Source organism: Paenibacillus jiangxiensis, from assembly GCF_046098255.1.
Taxonomy (GTDB): Bacteria; Bacillota; Bacilli; order Paenibacillales; family Paenibacillaceae; genus Paenibacillus; species Paenibacillus jiagnxiensis.
Window position 1 is genome coordinate 84,183 of record NZ_JBJURI010000008.1, and the last position, 20,115, is coordinate 104,297.

The 20,115-nt window shown below is 52.8% G+C and carries 19 protein-coding genes and 1 other annotated feature (1 of these 20 cut by a window edge); of the genes, 16 read left to right on the forward strand and 3 right to left on the reverse strand.

Translation table 11 applies throughout. From position 1 onward, the window contains the following. Positions 1–218: a binding site (T-box leader), on the forward strand; it begins 40 nt to the left of the window's first position. A 53-nt stretch (positions 219–271) separates the two neighbouring features. Next, complete coding sequence (tyrS, locus tag ACI1P2_RS10190; protein WP_355319327.1) at positions 272–1,525, forward strand: tyrosine--tRNA ligase; 1,254 nt, start codon at positions 272–274, stop codon at positions 1,523–1,525. Between the two features lie 66 nt (positions 1,526–1,591). Here tyrS and rpsD read toward each other — a convergent pair whose 3' ends face one another. Continuing rightward, a complete protein-coding gene (rpsD, locus tag ACI1P2_RS10195; RefSeq protein WP_355319329.1) occupies positions 1,592–2,191 on the reverse strand; it encodes a 30S ribosomal protein S4 in 600 nt (199 codons plus the stop codon). A 471-nt stretch (positions 2,192–2,662) separates the two neighbouring features. On the opposite strand from rpsD, the gene ACI1P2_RS10200 reads away from it, so the two are divergent. The 5 genes from ACI1P2_RS10200 (at position 2,663) to ACI1P2_RS10220 (ending at position 7,587) form a co-directional block, all read left to right on the forward strand. Then, entirely contained in the window at positions 2,663–4,636 is a 1,974-nt protein-coding gene (locus ACI1P2_RS10200; protein ID WP_355319331.1) for a sensor domain-containing diguanylate cyclase, read from the forward strand. 145 nt (positions 4,637–4,781) lie between these two features. Then, complete coding sequence (locus ACI1P2_RS10205; protein ID WP_355319333.1) at positions 4,782–5,609, forward strand: hypothetical protein; 828 nt, start codon at positions 4,782–4,784, stop codon at positions 5,607–5,609. Between the two features lie 74 nt (positions 5,610–5,683). Beyond that, positions 5,684–6,799 (forward strand): aminopeptidase, encoded by a 1,116-nt coding sequence (locus ACI1P2_RS10210; RefSeq protein ID WP_355319335.1) that lies wholly within the window; start codon positions 5,684–5,686, stop codon positions 6,797–6,799. Positions 6,800–6,912: 113 nt separating this feature from the next. Further along, on the forward strand, positions 6,913–7,158 hold the full coding sequence (locus ACI1P2_RS10215) for an HPr family phosphocarrier protein (protein ID WP_355319337.1): 246 nt from the start codon (positions 6,913–6,915) through the stop codon (positions 7,156–7,158). Positions 7,159–7,296: 138 nt separating this feature from the next. Next, the gene (locus ACI1P2_RS10220) at positions 7,297–7,587 is read left to right on the forward strand and encodes a YlaN family protein (protein WP_355319339.1); all 291 of its coding nucleotides are present in this window, start codon (positions 7,297–7,299) and stop codon (positions 7,585–7,587) included. Between the two features lie 70 nt (positions 7,588–7,657). Here the strand turns inward: ACI1P2_RS10220 and cax are convergent, their stop codons facing one another. Beyond that, entirely contained in the window at positions 7,658–8,728 is a 1,071-nt protein-coding gene (gene cax / locus ACI1P2_RS10225; RefSeq protein WP_355319341.1) for a calcium/proton exchanger, read from the reverse strand. A 198-nt stretch (positions 8,729–8,926) separates the two neighbouring features. On the opposite strand from cax, the gene ACI1P2_RS10230 reads away from it, so the two are divergent. Further along, a complete protein-coding gene (locus ACI1P2_RS10230) occupies positions 8,927–9,289 on the forward strand; it encodes an Asp23/Gls24 family envelope stress response protein (protein WP_355319343.1) in 363 nt (120 codons plus the stop codon). A 65-nt stretch (positions 9,290–9,354) separates the two neighbouring features. On the opposite strand, the gene ftsW is transcribed toward ACI1P2_RS10230, so the two are convergent. Further along, positions 9,355–10,614, reverse strand: a complete 1,260-nt coding sequence (gene ftsW / locus ACI1P2_RS10235; RefSeq protein WP_355319345.1) for a putative lipid II flippase FtsW — start codon at positions 10,612–10,614, stop codon at positions 9,355–9,357. Positions 10,615–10,811: 197 nt separating this feature from the next. Between ftsW and ACI1P2_RS10240 the strand changes: the two genes are divergently transcribed. The 9 genes from ACI1P2_RS10240 (at position 10,812) to ACI1P2_RS10280 (ending at position 19,938) form a co-directional block, all read left to right on the forward strand. After that, positions 10,812–11,999, forward strand: coding sequence for an amidohydrolase (locus tag ACI1P2_RS10240; RefSeq protein ID WP_355319347.1), 1,188 nt, complete (start codon positions 10,812–10,814; stop codon positions 11,997–11,999). 95 nt (positions 12,000–12,094) lie between these two features. Beyond that, positions 12,095–12,520 carry a CBS domain-containing protein gene (locus ACI1P2_RS10245; RefSeq protein WP_355319349.1) on the forward strand — a complete coding sequence of 142 codons (426 nt, stop codon included), beginning with the start codon at positions 12,095–12,097 and terminating at the stop codon, positions 12,518–12,520. A 308-nt stretch (positions 12,521–12,828) separates the two neighbouring features. After that, on the forward strand, positions 12,829–14,532 hold the full coding sequence (locus tag ACI1P2_RS10250) for a DNA repair helicase XPB (RefSeq protein ID WP_355319512.1): 1,704 nt from the start codon (positions 12,829–12,831) through the stop codon (positions 14,530–14,532). A gap of 7 nt (positions 14,533–14,539) precedes the next feature. Next, positions 14,540–16,417, forward strand: coding sequence for a helicase-associated domain-containing protein (locus tag ACI1P2_RS10255; RefSeq protein WP_355319351.1), 1,878 nt, complete (start codon positions 14,540–14,542; stop codon positions 16,415–16,417). A 104-nt stretch (positions 16,418–16,521) separates the two neighbouring features. Beyond that, positions 16,522–16,959 (forward strand): YlbF family regulator, encoded by a 438-nt coding sequence (locus tag ACI1P2_RS10260; RefSeq protein ID WP_355319353.1) that lies wholly within the window; start codon positions 16,522–16,524, stop codon positions 16,957–16,959. A gap of 40 nt (positions 16,960–16,999) precedes the next feature. Next, a complete protein-coding gene (locus ACI1P2_RS10265) occupies positions 17,000–17,260 on the forward strand; it encodes a YlbG family protein (protein WP_355319514.1) in 261 nt (86 codons plus the stop codon). A 301-nt stretch (positions 17,261–17,561) separates the two neighbouring features. Next, entirely contained in the window at positions 17,562–17,999 is a 438-nt protein-coding gene (locus ACI1P2_RS10270; protein ID WP_355319355.1) for a hypothetical protein, read from the forward strand. A gap of 139 nt (positions 18,000–18,138) precedes the next feature. Next, complete coding sequence (locus ACI1P2_RS10275; protein WP_355319357.1) at positions 18,139–19,083, forward strand: selenium metabolism-associated LysR family transcriptional regulator; 945 nt, start codon at positions 18,139–18,141, stop codon at positions 19,081–19,083. 3 nt (positions 19,084–19,086) lie between these two features. Beyond that, positions 19,087–19,938: a PHP domain-containing protein gene (locus ACI1P2_RS10280; RefSeq protein WP_355319360.1), complete on the forward strand. Its 852-nt coding sequence runs from the start codon at positions 19,087–19,089 to the stop codon at positions 19,936–19,938. Positions 19,939–20,115 lie beyond the last annotated feature (177 nt).

A 20,115-nucleotide genomic window follows, 5' to 3' on the forward strand; every position in this document is an offset into this window, starting at 1 on the left:
TGCGCAGAGAGACGGTGGCTGGTGCGAACCGTAGACGTCCCGCCTTTGAATTACCGTCTGGAGCTGTCCGGATGAACAGGGAGGCGAAGCAAGCGTTCCTGGAGTAGTCCGGCACCGGGCAGAGGCCCGTTATTGGAATGAAGTGAAAGTGCATCGCTCTTTAAGGCGTGCGCTTTAATTAGGGTGGTAACGCGAGCAGGCTCCTTCTCGTCCCTTGGGATGAGAAGGAGCCTTTTTGTGCATTTTTAAAACACGGGAGGAATCAGCAAATATGAAATGGGAAGAGCTTACCCCTGCGCAGCAGGCGGAAACAGAACGCCAGCTCACTATTCTGACGCGCGGAGTGGTGGAAATTGTTCCAGAGGATGAATTCAAGCAAAAAATCGCGAAATCGGTCGTGAGCGGCGAGCCATTGAAGGTCAAGCTCGGGCTTGACCCATCGGCTCCGGATCTGCATATCGGGCATACGGTCGTGATGCACAAGCTGCGGCAGTTTCAGGAGCTTGGCCACCAGGTGCAGCTGATTATCGGCGATTTCACGGGCCGGATCGGCGACCCGACAGGTAAATCTGAGACGCGCAAGCAGCTGTCCGAAGAGGATGTGCAGCGCAATGCGGAGACGTACAAGAAGCAGCTTTTCAAAATTCTCGATCCTGAGAAGACAAATGTCTACTATAATTCGGAATGGCTCGGACCTATGTCCTTTGCTGACGTGGTGAACCTTTCCGCCAAAGTGACTGTGGCCCGCATGATGGAAAGAGATGATTTCACGAAACGGTTCCAGGGAGGCCTGCCGATCAGCATTCACGAATTTTTCTACCCGCTCATGCAGGGCATGGACTCCGTCGCACTGAAGAGCGATGTGGAACTGGGCGGTACGGACCAGAAGTTCAACCTCCTCATGGGACGCACACTGCAAAAGGAATATGGCGTGAATACACAGGCCACCATGATGCTTCCCCTGCTGGAAGGTCTGGACGGTGTTCAGAAAATGAGCAAAAGCCTTGGCAACTACATCGGAATCGACGAGGAACCGAATGAGATGTACGGGAAAGCCATGTCTGTGCCGGATGAGCTGATGCTCAAGTACTTTGAGCTGGCGACCGATATTTCCAACGAGGAGCTTAATAAGATGAAGGAGGGGCTGAAGGACGGCAGCGTGCATCCCCGTGATGCCAAAATGCTGCTGGCACGCACCCTTGTCCGGATGTACCATGGGGAAGAAGCGGCAAACGCGGCCCAGGAGCATTTCGTAACAGTATTTCAGCAGCGCGCGCTTCCGGAGGACATTGAGGAGTTCAATCTGGAGGCCGGCGAGCTTGAGAACGGAAGCATCCGTGTCATCAAGCTGCTGACGCTGCTTGGTTTCGCTGCTTCCAACGGTGACGCGAGACGCAGCATTCAGCAGGGCGCCGTCAAGATCAATGAAGAAAAGTGGGCGGACCCGAATGCGGATTACACACCGCAGGATGGGGACATCATTCAGGTCGGCAAGCGCAAGTTCGCCAAGCTCAAGCTGGTCTGAATCTGTGAGAAGTAAAAAAAGAACCCGGAATAAATAAATTCCGGGTTCTTCTTGCATGCTTCCGAATTAACGGTTGTAGAATTCGACGATTTGCTTCTCGTCGATGTCCTGGGACAGTTCAGCGCGCTCAGGCAGACGGATGTACTTGCCTTCCACTGCAGCATCGTTGTACTCCAGGTAAGCAGGCAGATGGTTGCGGTTTTCAACAGCTTCTTTGACGGAAGACAAAGAGCGGCTTCTTTCACGCAGACCGATCACGTCGCCAAGGCTTACTTGATAAGAAGCGATGTCGACTTTTTTGCCGTTTACAGTCACATGACCATGGGATACCAGCTGACGCGCGCCCGCACGGGAATTTGCAAATCCGAGACGGTATACCAGGTTGTCCAGACGGCTTTCCAGCAGGAACATGAAGTTCTCACCAGCAATACCTTGCATGTTCTGTGCTTTGTTAAAGAGCGTGCGGAATTGCTTCTCTCCCAAACCGTACATATGACGCAGTTTTTGCTTTTCAGCCAGCTGCATGCCGTAGTTGCTTATTTTTCTGCGTTGGTTGGGACCATGCTGTCCCGGAGGGAAAGGGCGTTTCAATTCTTTGCCGGTACCGCTCAGGGAGATGCCCAGACGGCGGCTCAATTTAAATTTAGGACCAGTGTAACGTGCCATTATAGAGTTAACTCCTTCATAATTAAATTTTGAGTGGGGCTTCTCTTTGCGCTCCATTTTGTTCGGCGCCGGATTGCATGCGCGCTAACTGACGGGAAAGTTCAGCCGCTGTCCTGTCAGCAACAAAAAAGATGAGGGTGACACAACCGTTACGCCCAAAATTTAAGACTGCTGCCCGTGGGCAGATACAGTCTTCATCAACAATATATATTATATGAAATGGAAGATCAAAGTCAAGAGCGGACAAGAAAAACGTCTATCAAAGTACGTTCAAAGACAGCGAGCGTTGGTTGGCGGGACGCGTCGTATTTTGTCGATAGGCCTTTTTGACTATAAATAGTAGGTGCAAAGTCATAGATTACAATGTAATATAATAGAAGTCAGTTTCATTTTCATCCCGAAAAAAATACATTGATGATCAGATAAATGCAATTTCATAAGATCAGTAATGCAAAAAGGGCGGTGTCCTTCATGTCAAAGTTCCATATGACGGGTCAGAACGGCAGAGATGATGATAGCGTTGGCCAATCAAATGTGTTCATGGCACAATACCCGGTAATTATGCCATTTCTGAATAACATGGACATAACCTCCTTTGATTTTCCTTATCTTGACGAGCTTTTGTCGTATGCGCATGCCAGATGGCTTCAGCAGTGCTCGGGCCTGCAATGGATAAGCGCATTGGAAATGGCGGTGTTCACCCCTTTGGGAACAAGGGTCGGGCCGGGGCGGGCAGACGGGGAATTGCCGCTTCTGATCAAACTGGTATTGAAGACAGCGAAATTACAGCTCTCCGCGCCGGATTCCAAGCGCCGTGCTGCCGCCCTGCCGGTATTCAGCAGACATCATGAGGAAATATTTGCGGTGCTGATTTTCACGGCCCGTGCCGGCGGGACACTGCCTGAGCCTGAATTGCTCCAAACAACCGCCCTTCACTTTCGCTCATGCTTTTACCAGCAGTTCGAATATCAGCTTTTGCCGACCATGCTGAAAAAAAGAAATCAATCGGAAAGGGAAGCGAAGCTTCGCTCCACGATGTTCCAGATCGCAAGGAACATGCATGATAAAACTGATGTGGATGCCCTGCTGGACGAAGTGTTCAGCAGCATTGAAAACTTGTTTCCAAATGTCCGGCTTACCCTGTTTCTGTCTCATGACCGCCGCAGCGGCAATCCCCGGGTAAAGCAGCTCCTGCTTCATCAGGGAGAAGATAATATATGTCTGCGGGCCTTCATGAAGGGAGCGCTTGTTGCCAGCTGGCATTTGGACGACGAGAGCAGGGTTCAGGGAGAGGATACGGCAGCATTTGAGTTTGGCATACCTTTACGTGGGAAGCAGGGGATCTACGGTGTTTTTCTCATGGAACTGCCGGCAAGCCACAAGTATCCGGAGCAGGAGGAGCTGGACCTTATTACGATGCTGGCGGACACCGCCGGTACAGCGTTTGAAAATGCCAATTTGCTGGAGCAATCCAATATGCTGAACCATGAACTCAGGCTGATCAATGTGCTGGCACAGCGGCTGAATCGGAGCCTGCGGCTGAACGACATGTTCACATTCGCGGTGCAGGAGCTGATTAACGTATTCAGCGCCGAGCATTGCTGTATCGTGCAACTGAATGAGGAGAAAAACTGTTTTGAGGTGATGGGCAGTACCCAGGAGCAGCTGAAAGGGAGCATGTTTCCCGTTAATTACGGCTTTTCGAGCATTTTGTACACGACCGGGGAACCGATTATTTTGGCAGATTACATGGAGCGGACTCCTGCAATCTCGTTTTTTATGGAAGCTACGCTGTCACGCTCTCTTATGGGTGTGCCTCTGACGATCAACGGCAAAGTAAAAGGTTCAATTTTACTCTCTCACCCTGAGTCTCATTATTTTTCCTATGATAATTACAAGCTGCTGCAGATGTTTGCGCCCCATATCAGCATTGCCATTATGAATGCTTCGCTGCACGCGCAGGTAAAGCAGCTGGCCAATACAGACATGGTGACCGGACTACACAACCGCCGCTATCTGAATACGAAAATCATGGATTGTCAAAAGGAGCACTTCTGCGGTTCCCTGATTCTGCTGGATATCGACCACTTCAAGAAAATTAACGATACATACGGTCACCTGAAGGGAGACTCGGTTTTGGAGCATGTAAGCCGCGTTGTGCTCGCTGCGGTGGGCGAAAGAGACATCTGTGCGCGTTGGGGAGGGGAAGAGCTTGCCGTTTATATGCCGGAAACCGGAATTCAGCAGGCGGTTCAGTGCGCCGAGCTGATCAGGACGAGGGTTTCCGCAGAAATAGAACCGGCCGTGACGGTGTCCTGCGGCATTGCGGCCTGGAGCCGTGACGACGGGGATATCAGTGTTGAAACCCTGTTTAATAAAGCGGACATGGCTCTTTATCGTGCCAAGGCAAGGGGGCGCAACCGGGTGGTAACTGAATTGTCATAGCCGTAGCGGTTTGCTTCGATAACGGATCATAAACAAAGAAAGATGATGCTTTTGGGCGTCATCTTTTTTGTTCTCCGATGCATATTTTGGCGCGTATGGAGAGGATACTACGCTGACAGAAATGATAACGGAAGGAGCGTCATGTATGTTCAGAGCAGTGTCCGGAGCGGCTGCCTTCCTGATCTGCTTAACCGCCTTGTATATTACAGGCTGCACATCCATGGACAATGGCCGCACCCCTGAAGAATACTACAGCCTGGCAATGTCAGGCCTTGCGGGCAAAGAAGAATTTCATTTTCACGGGATGTCGGCTCTGCGCCTGGGCGAAAGCGGCGAATTTCACCAGCAGGTGCACTTTGAGGGCAAGCTTCGCGGCCATGACCGGCTTACAGTCAGCACGGTGACTCCCGCAGATGAAGAGATGGAAGCAGCATCAGAGGAATGGGCAGGGAAGCCGGGGTTGACCGAGAACTTTTACAGACTCCGCGGAGCGTGGCGGGGAGGAACGGATGCGTTGGCGGGAAGGCCGGGGAGAATGAATCCAGTCAGCCGGCTGGAGGAGCTCGGAAAACTGGATAAGCAAATTACGCTGGAAAAAGCGGCTCCGCGCGGCACGCGTATGTTCAGGATCGAGGTGTCGGATAAGGATGCGAAAAAATGGCTGGCCGCTGACCTGCAACAAGAGATGGACGACGTGAACAGCAGATTCCGGCGGCTTGCAGCCAAACAGACCGCACCGGAGCGCAGCAAGCTTAATACCGAACTGGATACCGCATGGACAAAGGCGAACGACGAGCTTGGCCGGAGGCTGGATACCGCCCAGGTGCGCACGGTATATCATCTGACGGTTGACCGCAGAAGTCTTTTGCCGCAGCGGTTGTCCTCAGAGACACATATTCTGTACCAGGACCAGGGCGGAGGAGTACAGGAGGAGTCGCTGGTGTCGGATACTTTTTTTCAGGACTATAAGTAAAAGCTGTGGCGTGCTACAATAGGTTCTGAATTTACCAGTGTTTAATAAACACGCTGCAGAGGAGAGACATGCCCATGAAAGACCCGCGAATTGTTAAACTGGCTCAGAACCTGGTCGGTTATTCTGTTGATGTTCAACCCGGCGAGAATGTGCTGGTGGAAATGATCGGTTCGGAGCGAGACTTGCTGAACGCCATAATTGAGGAAGTGGGACGGAAGGGCGGCAACGTATTCGTACAGCTGACAGACCGCACGGTACAGCGGGCGATGCTCAAGAATGCTACCCGCAAGCAAATGGAGATCTGGGCGGATATCGATCTGAACCGGATGAAGCAGATGCATTGTTATATCGGCATCCGGGCAGGGGAGAATGTGAATGATCTGTCCGATGTGCCTGAAGAGAAGATGAAGCTGTATAATTCCGTTTATTCCCATCCGGTACATAGCGAGCAGCGGGTAAAGCACACGAAATGGGTGGTGCTGCGTTATCCGAATGCCAGTATGGCCCAGCTGGCCAACACCAGCACAGAGGCGTTTGAAGATTTTTATTTCGACGTCTGCAATCTGGATTATGCGAAAATGGACCGGGCGCAGGATGCGCTGGCCGACCTGATGAACCGGACCGACAAGGTTCGCATTACCGGGCCCGGTACGGACCTCACGTTCTCCATTAAAGGAATCGGGGCCGTCAAATGCTCCGGCCAATGCAATATCCCTGACGGTGAGGTGTATACGGCGCCTGTCCGCGATTCCGTCAACGGAACGATCAGCTATAACACGGCTACATTGTACAACGGCGTTACTTTTGAAAATGTACAATTCCGTTTTGAGAACGGCAAAATTGTGGAAGCCTCCAGCAATAATACGGAGCGCATTAACGAGATTCTGAACTCGGACGAGGGAGCACGTCACATTGGCGAATTTGCCATCGGCTTTAATCCTTACATCCTGCATCCGATGAAGGATATTCTGTTTGACGAGAAAATCGCGGGCAGCTTGCACTTCACTCCAGGACAGGCGTACGAAACGGCGGATAACGGGAACCGCTCCTCCATTCATTGGGACCTGGTGCTGATTCAGCGTCCGGACTACGGCGGCGGAGAAATTTACTTTGACGATGTATTGATCCGCAAGGACGGGATTTTTGTTTTGCCTGAGCTGGAAGCTCTAAATCCTGAGAACTTGAAGTAAACATAATATTGTTGCTGGGAAAGCGATTTCAATGTATCATGTAGGTGTAATTACTATATATATGAATAAACGAAACTGCATGATCATTTAGTTGAAAAGCGGAGGGATTCCTTATGTCCAGTAACAATGCGGCCGTTGTTGAAATTGCTCAGACAGCAGGCAAATTTACTTCATCCATCGTGCTCCATTCCGAGAACAAGTACATTGATGTGAAAAGTATTTTGGGCTTGTTCACTACACTCGTGGACACCCACAGCTATGAGCTTCATGTCCACGGACCGGATGCCGACGCAGCCAAAGCTGCGATGGCGGAAGTGTTCGCCAAGCATGGACTGAAAATTACGATCGCTGAAGACTAGTTTTAACTCTCGAAGAAAGCATTCCTGCCGGTTCCGGCAGGAATGCTTTTTTTAGCAGGTTCTTGTATTAGCCAGCAATTTCGTCTAATATGAACTGTAGGACGCGTATGTGATTTTTGAGACAGAGGGGGGAAAAATGTGACTTCATCTGATTTACAGGAACAGCTTAATTTGAAAGCAATTACTCTGCTTCAAGAAGATGCGGATAAAATACAGAAGCTCATTGAAGTGCAGATGGAAAACCTGGCTACCCGTTACTGTCCTCTTTACGAGGAAGTGCTGGATACTCAAATGTACGGCTTTTCCAAAGAAGTCGATTTTGCCGTCCGTGCCGGACTTCTCCCTGAAATGGTAGGCAAACAGTTGGTAAGCAAGCTGGAACGGAACCTTGCGATGCTCTACGAAGCTATGAATAAGAAGGAAGAGTAACTCCGGCGCGAGCAACTATAGAAGGAGCATGCGGCCATATGGCCGCATGCTTTTTTGGCTTCTGAATTATCTATACAAGGAAGAACGACACGCCAAGCATGGCGTATACAACAAGCAGCATCAAGCCCTCATACCAGTTGGTTGAGCCGTCCTGGGTGATCGATTTGGCGATGAACACCGAAACGGCTATGGCCACGAGCTCGATGGTAGAGAAGACGATGTCCATGGTATCCCCTGTAAAATAACTTACAAAAATCAGCACAGGCGCGACAAAGAGGGCGATCTGAAGGCTGCTGCCGACCGCAATTTCGACGGAAGCGCCGATTTTGTTCTTCATGGCCAACATGATGGCGGCGCTATGTTCGGCGGCGTTGCCGATAATGGCCACCAGGAATGCGCCCACAAACAGCTCGCTCAGTCCGAATCGGGTTGTGAAGACCTCCAACGTACCAACCAGCCATTCGCTGACAAAGGCGACCATGACGGTGGCCAGCACCAGATATAGAATTGATCTGCCTCTGGACCATGTTGGCTCATGCTCATGTGCGAGCTGCTGATCCTCATCGTCTGTTACATCGGAAAGGTAGTCCTTGTGCGTAATCATGGAGAACAGCAGCCAAGCCAAATAGGCGAGAATGAGAATGCCTGCCACAACCAGACTGAGCGTATCGGCTTCCCCTTCTGTAATGGAGTGTGTGTTCAGAAATACGGCAGGTACGAACAAGGAGATAACCGCTACAATCATCAGTGATCCGCTCAGGCCGGCGAGCGAAACATTGTAATTTTGCACTTTATACTTCAAGCCGCCGGCAAAGAGGCTGGCTCCAAGTACAAGCAGCAGGTTGCCGATAATGGAGCCGGTCAAGCTGGCTTTAACCATGTCGTAAAGGCCTTCTTTAATCAAAAATATCGCAATGATCAATTCTGCGGCATTACCAAAAGTGGCATTCAGGAAGCCGCCCAGGCGCTGTCCGGCATAATGGGCTACGCTTTCGGTCGCACGTCCGAGGAAGCCGGCCACAAAAATGACGGCTATGGCTGCAATAACAAACTGAAGGATCGGATTCCAGTGCGCATAATGCGCGATTGCTGCCAACAAAAAGGCGATAATCAGCAGTGCGGGAGATAACCACTTTTTCATTGTAACTTTCCACCTCATTGATGTATGTATTTTGTTGGATCAGGTATGATGAATAAAAGCACGCCTTATGAATATACCCAGAATGACATACTTTGTAAACGGAATTCATTGTTTCACGACAATCCTCCAAAGTCCGGTTTGCATTTTTGGGGGGGAACGATTTACAATACGGTTAAGGAAGCAAAGGGGGATATTGGTATGGCAGAACAGCTGGAATTGGAAATGGGCAATATTCGCATCTCCAATGACGTCGTATCGAAAATTGCCGGCATGGCGGCGTTGGAAACACCTGGTATTGCAGCCATGTCCGGAGGTTTGTCCGAGGGCTGGGCCAAGAGGCTTAGCGGGAAAAATGTGCAAAAGGGCGTGACGGTGGAAGTCGGACAGCTGGAAGCCGCCATTGACCTGCGTATTATTGTTCTGTATGAAACACCGATCCAAGAAGTGTCCCGGATGCTTCAGCAGAACGTAAGGGAAGCCGTCGAAAGCATGACGGGCCTGCGCGTTGTGGAGGTAAACGTCAAGGTTGAAGGCGTGGCCTTCAAGGACGACGAGCAGTAAAACTGGTTTATATGGCAAAAAGACTGGCGGATCGCATATTCCGCCAGTCTTTTTTTTGCCTGTATCTAGTTTTGTCTGAAACGGTTCATTCTCCGGTTCTCGAACCGGGTAGGAGCACTGTTGCGGATGGCAACCTCCTTGGTGCGCTCCTGAATAACCTCCCTGGAATTTTCACGTGAAATACTCAGCATAATCCCCATGGACAGCATCATCACAAGCAGGGAAGAGCCGCCGTAGCTGATAAATGGCAAGGTTACGCCAGTCATCGGAATGGTCTGTGTAACTCCCCCGATATTAATAAATGCCTGGATGGCGATAAGTCCCATAATTCCCGTTCCCACTAACGTCCCGAACGGGTCCTGGCACCTTAAGGCAATCAGCACTCCCCTCCAGATAAAGTACAGATAAAGGATGAGGAACAGGCCTGTGCCGATAAAGCCGAATTCTTCGCCGATGACGGAGAAGATAAAATCGTTAAACGAGTTCGGCAAATAGTGGAGCTTCATAATGCCTTGTCCAAAGCCTGTGCCTGCAAATCCTCCATCCCCGATGGCGCGCAGGGATTGCAGCAGGTTGTAACCGGAGCCCTGCGGGTCTTTCTTGGGATCAAGAAAGGCCTCTACACGTCCTGCCCGGTAATCCTTTTTATCCGTAACCGCGTTGGGATCAGCGGATATGGAGTCCAGCAGCGAGCCGACGCCGAATACGATCGATGCAGCCACCACGAGCAGCAGCAGCGAGCCGGAAATGTGCTTCAGGCTGGCGCCGCCGGCATAAATGATCAATCCGCTGGTAGCTACTAGGATGAGGCAGGAGCCAAAGTCAGGCTGGAGCATGACAAGGCCCGCCACGAATCCGACAATTACAGTGACCGGCAGAAAACCTGTCTTGAGATCCCGGAATTTCTCACCCTTTTTGGCGATCAGGGCGGAAAGATACAGAATAATTGTGATTTTGGCAAACTCTGTCGGTTGAATGCCGAACGTACCTGCATTAAACCAGCTTCTCGCACCGTTCAGTCTGCCTGCAAACAGGACCAGGACGAGCAGGATTATCGTAAAGATGAACATCGGTTTGAATAGCTTTTTATATTTCTCCATTCGGATATTCATCGCAACGAACATCACGAAGGTGCCGAGCACGGCGAATGCGGCCTGCCGCTTGGTAAAATAAAACGGGTCGTTGCCTATTTTGTCATTCATAAGTGCAACGCTGTAGCTTGAGCTGTAAATCATAACCACTCCGAATCCGACCAAAAGCAGCGTCAGGATGAGCAGCTGAAAATCCGGTGTGCCTCTTCGACGCTCCGGCTTCTTATCTTTCATATCCCGTTCCCCTTGATTTCGCCTATCAAGCTTAGGCTTCAGGCGTTCATTTGGTATAGTCTAATAGTTTCCATCATAGTATGTTTGCCTGCCTTCTGCAACCCAAACAAGGCTGTTATATACCGTAAAGCATACTGATCTGCTACAATGAAAAGATAGAATTGAATTGGCAGACCGTACGGAAGGGGAAATAACGGATGAAAGAAGAATTATGGATGAAGGAACTGCAGGAGCAAATGGTACAATGGCGGCGGCACCTTCACATGAACCCGGAAATTTCCTTTCAGGAAAGCGGCACGGCTGCGTTTGTAGCCGACAAGCTAAAGCAATGGGATATTGAAGTTAGGGAAAACGTGGCAGGCCACGGCGTCATCGGAACGATCCGCGGTACCCGGCCGGGTCCTGTCGTCATGCTGCGTGCGGATATGGATGCCCTGCCGATTGAAGATGAGAAAGACTGCGAGTACCATTCCACTGTAAAAGGGGCGATGCATGCCTGCGGGCATGACGGGCATACCTCGATGCTGCTCGGCACGGCCGCGTATTTCAGCCGCCACCGGGACAGCATCAAAGGGGAAATCCGCTTTCTGTTTCAGCCGGCGGAAGAGCTGCTTCCCGGCGGAGCGGTCAGTGTGATCCGTGAAGGAGGGCTGGAAGGTGTCGACGTGATCTACGGCATCCATTTGTGGACGCCGCTGCCCTCCGGAACAGCGGCCAGCTGTGCGGGGGCCATGATGGCCGCTGCCGATGACTTCTATATCGAGCTGACGGGAAAAGGCGGCCATGGCGGCATGCCGCAGGCGACGATAGACAGCGTGGTTGCCGGATCTGCTCTCGTCATGCAGCTGCAGAGTGTAGTAAGCCGCTCCGTTGACCCGCTTCAGCCTGCCGTGCTGACCGTGGGCACGATCCATGGCGGCTCTGCGCAGAACGTGATCGCCGAAACGTGCAAACTCAGCGGAACGGTGCGCACATTTGATGAGCACAGCCGCTCCGTTATGAAGGAAAGGCTGCATACCATGACGGAGCAGACCGCCGCAGCCTACGGAACAAGCGCTTCGATCCAGTACATTATGGGTTACCCGCCGTTGGTGAACGATACGGAGGAAGCGGGGCGTTTCTTCAGGGAAGCGGCGTATGTGTTTGGCGCTTCCCGCGTACAGGAGTCGCCTAAGCTGATGCCTGCCGAGGATTTCGCATATTACCTGCAGCAGGTGCCCGGCTGTTTTATGTTCGTCGGAGCCGGCAATCCGGAGAAAGGGGCCATCTATCCGCATCATCATCCCAAGTTTGATTTTGACGAGGATGTCATGCTGAGCGGAGTGAAGCTGTTCATCCGGATGAGTGAAGCATATGCAGATGAACATTCTGCACGCAAGGCATAATTCTGCATGGCGGGTGCTCCGTTAAAGTCGCCTAACGTCCAACGAATGTGTCATGAAAATTTGGGCACCCTACTGTTCGAAAGGAGGATGTTCCCATGAGAACCATTCAGGATGTAATGACCAAGGATTGTGTGACGGTATCCCCTCAGGACCCGCTCCACGAGGCAGCCATGAAAATGAGACAAAATGATACCGGCTTTATTCCCGTAATTGAGCAGGGCTCCCGCAAGCTGGTGGGGGTGCTGACCGACCGGGACTTGACCGTGCGCGGGTACGCCAACAACCATCCTGGCACAACTCCGGTGGATCAGGTGATGAGCAAGGATATCCGCACCATTTCCCCTGACAAAGATGTGCATGATGCCGCCCACATTATGGCAGACGAGCTTATCCGCCGTCTTCCTGTCGTTGAAAATGGCAATCTGGTCGGCGTGGTGTCAATCGGGGATCTCGCTGTACGCGATATCTTCGTCGATAACGCGGGGGAGGCGTTAAGCCGCATCTCGGAGCACGTTCATTAGCTCGCCTAAGTTACGAATGGCCGACACGGAGTTCAATCCCGCGGGATTGGGCTTCTTGTCTTAAAAGGTTGTTCAAAAAGTCATCTTTTGATCACGAAGTAAATCAGGAAGCGGATTCGACATCGAATCTTGAATTCAGCCGGGCCTTCCGGTGCTCACGTACCCCACGTACGCTCCGCTCCTCAGTCCCTGCTTCATCCAACCTTCTCGGTGCTGAAAACCTGACTTTTTGAACTCGCACTAAAAGGGGCTTTTTTGGAGAGTATTTACATAACAAGCAAGTGAGAATCAGAGAAAAGGGGACAGACATGAAAGAGGACAAGCCTTGTATTGTACAGCGCGACGGTTCGGTGCTTCTGGCTGCCGATTCCCCGGCAGCAGAGCAGGCCCGGTCCGAGCTGCAGCACTTTGCCGAGCTCGTCAAAAGTCCGGCCGCTTTTCATACATACCGGATTACCTCGCTTTCCCTCTGGCACGCCGCCGCGCTGGGCTGGACCGCAGAACGGATTGTAAACACACTTCAGCGCCTGTCCAAATGGGAGGTTCCTGCAGCAGTTGCCGATAACATTCGGAAGCTTGCAACCCGGTACGGAAAGCTGCGGCTGGAGCAAAACGGGGGAGACGGGCTGAAGCTGGTGTCAGAGGATGAAGGGCTGCTCAGTGAGCTTCTCGCTTTGAACGAGATGGGTAAGTACGGGCTGCAGAGAATCGACAGGCACACCGTTTACGTTCCGGCGATCGGACGGGGGATGCTGAAGCAGGAGCTGACCCGTCTTGGATATCCGGTTATTGATGTGGCCGGGTTCCACCAGGGGAGCGGAATGTCCTTCTCGCTAGGAGGACGCAAGGGCAGGCTTGAGCTCAGAGATTATCAGGCGGAAGCGGTTCAGGCCTTCGAGGGAAATGATGGCATGGGCGGCAGCGGTGTGCTGGTGCTTCCCTGCGGTGCGGGCAAAACGGTAATCGGCATGGCGGTCATGGAGCGTCTGCAGTGCGAGGTGCTTATTTTGACATCCAATACGACATCCGTGCGGCAGTGGATTGAGGAGCTGAAGGACAAGACAGACATTCCGGAGAGCTGTATCGGCGAATATTCCGGACAGAAAAAACAGGTCCGGCCCGTAACCACTGCCACTTACCAGATTCTGACCCACCGCCGCTCCAAAGAGGGCGAGTTCGAGCATATGAAGCTGCTCAGTGAACGGAATTGGGGGTTGATCGTCTATGACGAGGTGCATCTGCTTCCCGCCCCTGTGTTCAGAGCGACGGCGGACATCCAGGCTACACGGCGTCTTGGACTGACTGCGACATTGGTAAGAGAGGACGGAGCGGAGCAGGACGTCTTTTCCCTGATCGGCCCCAAACGTTATGAAATGCCCTGGAAGGTGCTGGAGCAACAAGGATGGATCGCCAAGGTGGAATGCGTGGAAATGCGAATTCTGATGACCAGTCCGCTTAAGGAAAAATACAGTCTTGCCGAAGGGAAACAGCGCTACAGGCTGGCCGCGGAGAACCCTGCCAAGCTGGAGGCTGTCCGTAGCCTGCTGCGCCGGCATGAGGGCAAGCCGGCGCTGGTGATCGGACAGTATTTGGACCAGCTGCGCCACGTGGCACGGGAACTGAAGGCACCGCTCATTACGGGCAGCATGCCGCAAAGCGAAAGAGTGCGCTTGTTTGAAGCTTTTCGCCGGGGAGAAATCAGTACCATTGTCGTATCCAAGGTGGCCAATTTTGCAGTGGACCTGCCGGATGCGGCTGTCGCTGTCGAAATATCGGGCAGCTTCGGCTCCCGGCAGGAGGAGGCCCAGCGGCTCGGCCGGATTCTGCGGCCCAAGTCGGGGGAGAACACAGCATTTTTCTATACCCTTGTAACGGAGAACAGCAAGGAAACGGAATTTGCCGCCAAACGGCAATTGTTCCTCATTGAGCAGGGATATGAATATCGCCTGATTGGACCGGATCGGATACCGGAGCTTGCGGAAACGGATAAGCCTGTGAAGAGGGAGGCATGATGGCGGAATGGTGCCAAAGGAAGCGGAGGATACGCTGTTCGGTTTGACGCCGGAGGAAAAGCTGCTGCTGAAGCATTGCTTTATCCGCTATGCCGGACAGCCAATGGAGGAAGAAGCGCCCCCACGCCTGCTAACGGGCAGGCTGAGCGGAGCCGAATGCAGAATTGCAGTGCTGGGGCTCCGCCGGAAGAGCTGGTTGGATGCCGTCGTGAAAACGTGGGGGGAACGGCTGTTGTTCATCCCTGCGGACAGGCTGCCTGAGTTGCACAGGTTGCTGCTCGCGGAGGAGGCCATGCCGGCTGCGGGCGGACAGCCGGAGAAGCTGCTTGAGGCCGGGGAAGGCGTGGAAGCCCGTCTGCTGCATGCGCTCGCCTGGATCGCCAGAAACGGCCTGCCGCTGACCTCCAAAGGCACGGTCCATAAAAGGGCTTTGGCCAAAATGAACGAATTATCGCCGTTCAAGGAGAGCTCGTTGCAGGGATTGGGGCTGCAGTTTGCACACAGCGATATTTATTCGCTGCCGGCTGCGGTGCTGCTTGATCTGCTGCTCAGCCTCGGATTGCTGATGAAGGACACCTCTGCGTATACCGTTCATACGCCTGCCCTCTTCACATGGATCAGGCTGCCGCAGGCGCAAATGAGCCGCTGGCTGCTGCTGACAGTCATGGAGCGTTACGGCCGGCCGCATCCTGCCGCACAACATGTGCGCGGTCTTCTGTGCTTGGCAGGGACCCGGACAGAAGAGTGGCTGGCCGTGGATCCGCTGCTGGAGTTGCTGCAGCAGGCGGGGGCTGCCGGCGACCTTGATCTGAAGGAGGAGGCGGATCAATGGCTGACGGTGCTGGCGGAATTCGGCCTGGCGGAAAAAGGCATGGCAGACGACGGCTCGCTGTTCATCCGCTGGAGGGTTCCGGCCGCAGAGATGCTGGAGCCGGATTTCTCGCCTGCCGAACCGGGGCAGAACGGCTTTTATGTACAGCCGGATTTCGAAATCATTGTTCCGCCGGAATGTAGCTTCGATGTTCGCTGGCTCCTGGAATGCTGTGCCGAGCAGACGAGCGCGGGCCGGATGTCCATATACCGGCTCAGCCGTGAGAGCATTACGGAGGCGGTGGAGTCGGGCATGGAGCTGCCGGCGCTGGAGGAATTTCTTACGACTAATTCCTTCACAGGCTTGCCGGACAACGTTCTGCATGCTGTCCGGCAGTGGGCTGGCGGGACCGCCCGCACCACTTTCTCAGCTGTCACGCTGCTGCGCTGCCGCAGCCGGGAGGATGCGGATACTGCGGCAGGCGATCCCCGGCTCAATGGACTACTGGAGCGGCTGGGCGAGCTTGATTTTATCGTTGCGCCCGGTGAGGAAGAGCGTGCCCGCAAGGTGCTGGCCGCCATCGGACTTACGCCGCGCAAAGGGACGGAGGGCAGCGGCAGCACCGCTCTTTCTTTCCCTCTGCCTTCGCAGGAAGCTCCCGGGGCATCTGCCGAACCGGCACATGCTGATTTTTATGCGGAAGGGCGACCCGGGCTTGTGTATACGGGGAAAACCTTGCATTTTTATGACAAGGACGCAGTGGTACCTTCGCCTGAATCCTTTTTCCCGGGCAGGTCATCCGTTCCTTCTTCATGGACTACCCAGTTCCGTGCCTACCATTCTTCCACAGCGAGACAGATCATGGAGCAGGCGGTTGAATGGCAGACGGCGGTCGTGCTGCGCAGCGGTGATCAAGATATGGAGTTGCTGCCGGAAGCGGTCAGCGGTGGAGCAGAGTGGCAGGTTACGGGCTGGTTCCGCAGCCCCGATGGAACAGAGCCGCAGGCCAAAACCGTGCTGAAACCATCCGACTGGAAGGAAATGCGGCTGCTGCTGCCCATTTCGCTTGGGTAAACCGATAGCGCTTTTGCTAAAACCGCTTCTTTCCCGACGCATGATGTGCTATGATGAATTAGTCTACCTTGCGTAAAAATTTAAAAGAAGCGAGATGAATATTCATGGACGTAGCCGAGCTGAACACGGTTAATATGGCCGAAGTGCTGATATACGCCTATGAATTAGGCGACATGATCAACGAGTCCGCCGAAGTGTCGGACTATCTATATTGGAAGCAGCATGTGGCGGAAAACCCTGAAATTGCGGAGTGGGTCCGCAGGCTGGAAGCCAAGAAGGAGCTGTTCGAGGAAACAAAGCGTTTCGGACATTTTCATCCGAATTATCATGCAGCCAAGGAAGAGGTAGAGGCTATGGAGGCGCAGCTGGAGCAGTTTGAAGAGGTGCGCCGTTTCAAGCAGGCAGAGAAAGCGCTGGACGATCTGCTGCACGAAATGTCGGAAACGATTGCTTATTCTGTTTCTGACAGCATCAAAGTACCGAGCAATGACCCGCTTCCGACAGGCGGATGCGGAAGCGGCGGCAAATGCTCCTGCGGCTGACCTGCCGGGCCTGCTGCTTGATGGAAAAGGGGGAAAAAGCATGTTTGCCGAACGGACAGGTTATATCATCTGGGTATCAGATATAAAGGCCGCGCGCAATCTGGAGAAGTACGGAAGCGTGCATTATATTTCGAAGCGCCTTCAATATGTCGTCATGTATATGGACGCACACCGTGCGGAAGATACGATAAAAAACATCCGCAGGCTTCCATACGTACGTAAAATTGAGCGTTCCTTCAGGAATGAAATCAAGACAGAGTACTCCAAAAGCCAGGATAAAACGAATTTTTACGGGATGTAGGACGGCGGTCCTTCTTTCAGACATAAGAACATCCAAAAAAAACAGCCCCAGGGCTGTTTTTTTGATTAAAACTTCCAAGTCGCTTTGCGACACCCTGATATTTGAGCCTTTACCATCCTGTGTCAGCTTTGCCCCTGGGAGGAAAGCAGGGTATACTAGGTCTATAAGTACATGCGGATGAATGCTTGAGCTGATGTTCCGAGTAACGGTTCCGGATTTAGAGCTTGTAGCACCGGGACTATTGATGTAATATATTGGATATATTTAGATAGTAAGACCTATCTACCGGGAGTGATACCCCATGCGGGATAAAGCGATGCAGCGTTGGAGCACCTATGAGCCTTTCTTTATAACTTTGGGCGACAAGAGAGTAGCCGACATTGTCATAACGAATCATGCCAAAATACGTTATAGTGATCGCGTGGAGAACAAGGAAACCGGGACGGATCAGATTGCCTCATGGCTGTGGGAATGTCTAAAGCAGAACAGAATCACCTCTTACTACCGCAATGAACAGGATGTTTATCTTGTCGATAAAGACATCGTTGTTGTCGCCGAATTTGGCGAGCTTCCCGGGGAAATGGATATTACAGGGAATCAATTACATAAAATGATTATTGTAACTTTTCTTGGACGCATGTCAGAGACGATCGAGCTTAGAGATTTGAAATCCTATTATTCATGGCTGCGGCATTCGCGACGCATGGCCTTGATCAAGAACAGCCGCAAGCGGAGATAATCCCCCCGATCCTTACATGGTCAGAGCGTGCAGACGACTGCACGCTCTTTTTGGTGTTTCTAGAGAAGTAATCGGTGTATGCTTTGTGGGAAGAACGTGATTCGGTTAAAATAGGAGTACAAGAAAGGAGCGGGATCGATTGAACTTTCACCAGCTTCATATTTTTTACACCGTTGCGGAAAGAGGCAGCTTCTCCGCTGCTGCTCAAGCCTTGCATATGACCCAGCCTGCCGTAACGATGCAGATACAGTCCCTGGAGGATTATTTCGGCGCCAAGCTGCTGAACCGTTCCACCAAAAAGATCGAGCTGTCCGAGGCGGGAAAAGCGCTGCTGCCATACGCCAAAAGGAGCATGGACCTTGTCCGTGAAGCGGATCAGTCCATGTCCTCCTTCACCCACATGCTGGAAGGCAGACTTCAGCTTGGAGCCAGCCTGACAATCGGAGAATATGTGCTGCCTCGGCTGCTGGGCCCGTTTGGACGGGAGTTTCCCCACATCCGGGTGATGATGAAGGTAATGAATACTGCCCAGATCATGGATGAAATCCTGAAGAACCAGCTGAGCTTCGGATTGATTGAAGGGCCGGTGCAGCATGCCGATATCGCGGTGGAGCCTGTCATGCAGGATGAGCTGAAGCTCATCGTTCCTGCAGGCCATCCTCTGGCGAAGCAGCGAATCGTTACAATGGAGGATGCGCTCGCTTATCCCTTCGTGCTGCGGGAGCAGGGCTCCGGCACGCGTCAGGTGATGGAGGAGGAGCTGAGGCGCAAAAATTTTGATCTCTCCCGGCTCGATGCCGTGATGGAGCTCGGCAGTAGCGGAGCGGTGAAATCGGCGGTTGAGGAAGGGCTTGGCATTACGATGCTGTCCCCATCTTCGGTCAAGCATGAAGTTACCCTCGGTCTGCTCAAGATTGTGGACATTGAAGATGTTTCATTCAAGCGCCCGTTTTATGCCATACATTTAAAATCTTCGCTGCTTCCCATACCAGCGGTCACCTTCCTGACGTATCTGCGCCGAAAGCAGCCGGAGCAGATGAGCCTGGCACTGGACAAGGAACAGACACGGACAGAGGAGGCGTAAACGATGGAAGCTCAAGGTTTATGCGATTTGCATACGCACACTACGGCTTCGGACGGCATGTTATCCCCGGCCGAAAACGTCAGGCTTGCCAAGCAAAAAGGGCTGGTAGCCCTAGCTATCACCGATCATGACACCGTGGCAGGCATCCGGGAAGCCCTTGAGGCAGGGCGGCAGTACGGAATCAAGGTTGTTCCTGGGATTGAAATCAGCACCCGCATGAAGGGAAAGGACATTCATGTGCTCGGCTATTATGTTAATTACGAGGATCCTGTGTTTCTGGAGCGGCTCGAAGGGCTGCGGCGGACCCGTGATGAGCGCAACGGGCTGATCATTGCCAGGCTGAATGAACTGGGGATTCCAATCACGATGGAAGAGGTCAGGAACCGGCTGGGCAGGGCACTGGAGCCGGATGAAACGCTGGGACGGCCGCATATTGCCGATGTGTTGGTGGCCAAGGGTTTTGCCGCCGATCTCAGGGACGCCTTTGACAAATATTTGGCGGAAGGAGCAGCTGCCTTTGTCTCCGTTCCCCGCCTTTCCCCCGGCGAGGCCTGCCGCTGGATCCGCGAGACAGGGGGTGTGCCGGTATTGGCCCATCCAGGATTATATGGGGACGACGAACTGGTCCGCTCCATTATCGAGCAGGATAAGCCGGCCGGACTGGAAGTAAGCCATTCTGATCATGATGCGGCTGCCGAAGCGAAATACAGGGCCATGGCGGAGAGCTATGGACTCATCCCCACCGGTGGCTCCGATTTTCACGGTGTCCGGCAGGGCGTAGTCTTTCACGGAGAACTGGGCGGGCGTACAGTCGGCATCAAGACGCTTGATCTGCTGCAGGCTGCGAAAAAATAACTTCACCTATACCTAACTAAAATCGTAATTCCCAGACCATGCCTTGGTGTTATTAACGACAGCTCCAACCCGGCTAAGTGGCCTCGAAACTCTGAATTACATGAAGTTTGGAACGAGCTCAAGAAGGTTGGCGCCAAGTAACGTTGGGTTGTCTTTGCAGAAATTAGCATGTGAAGA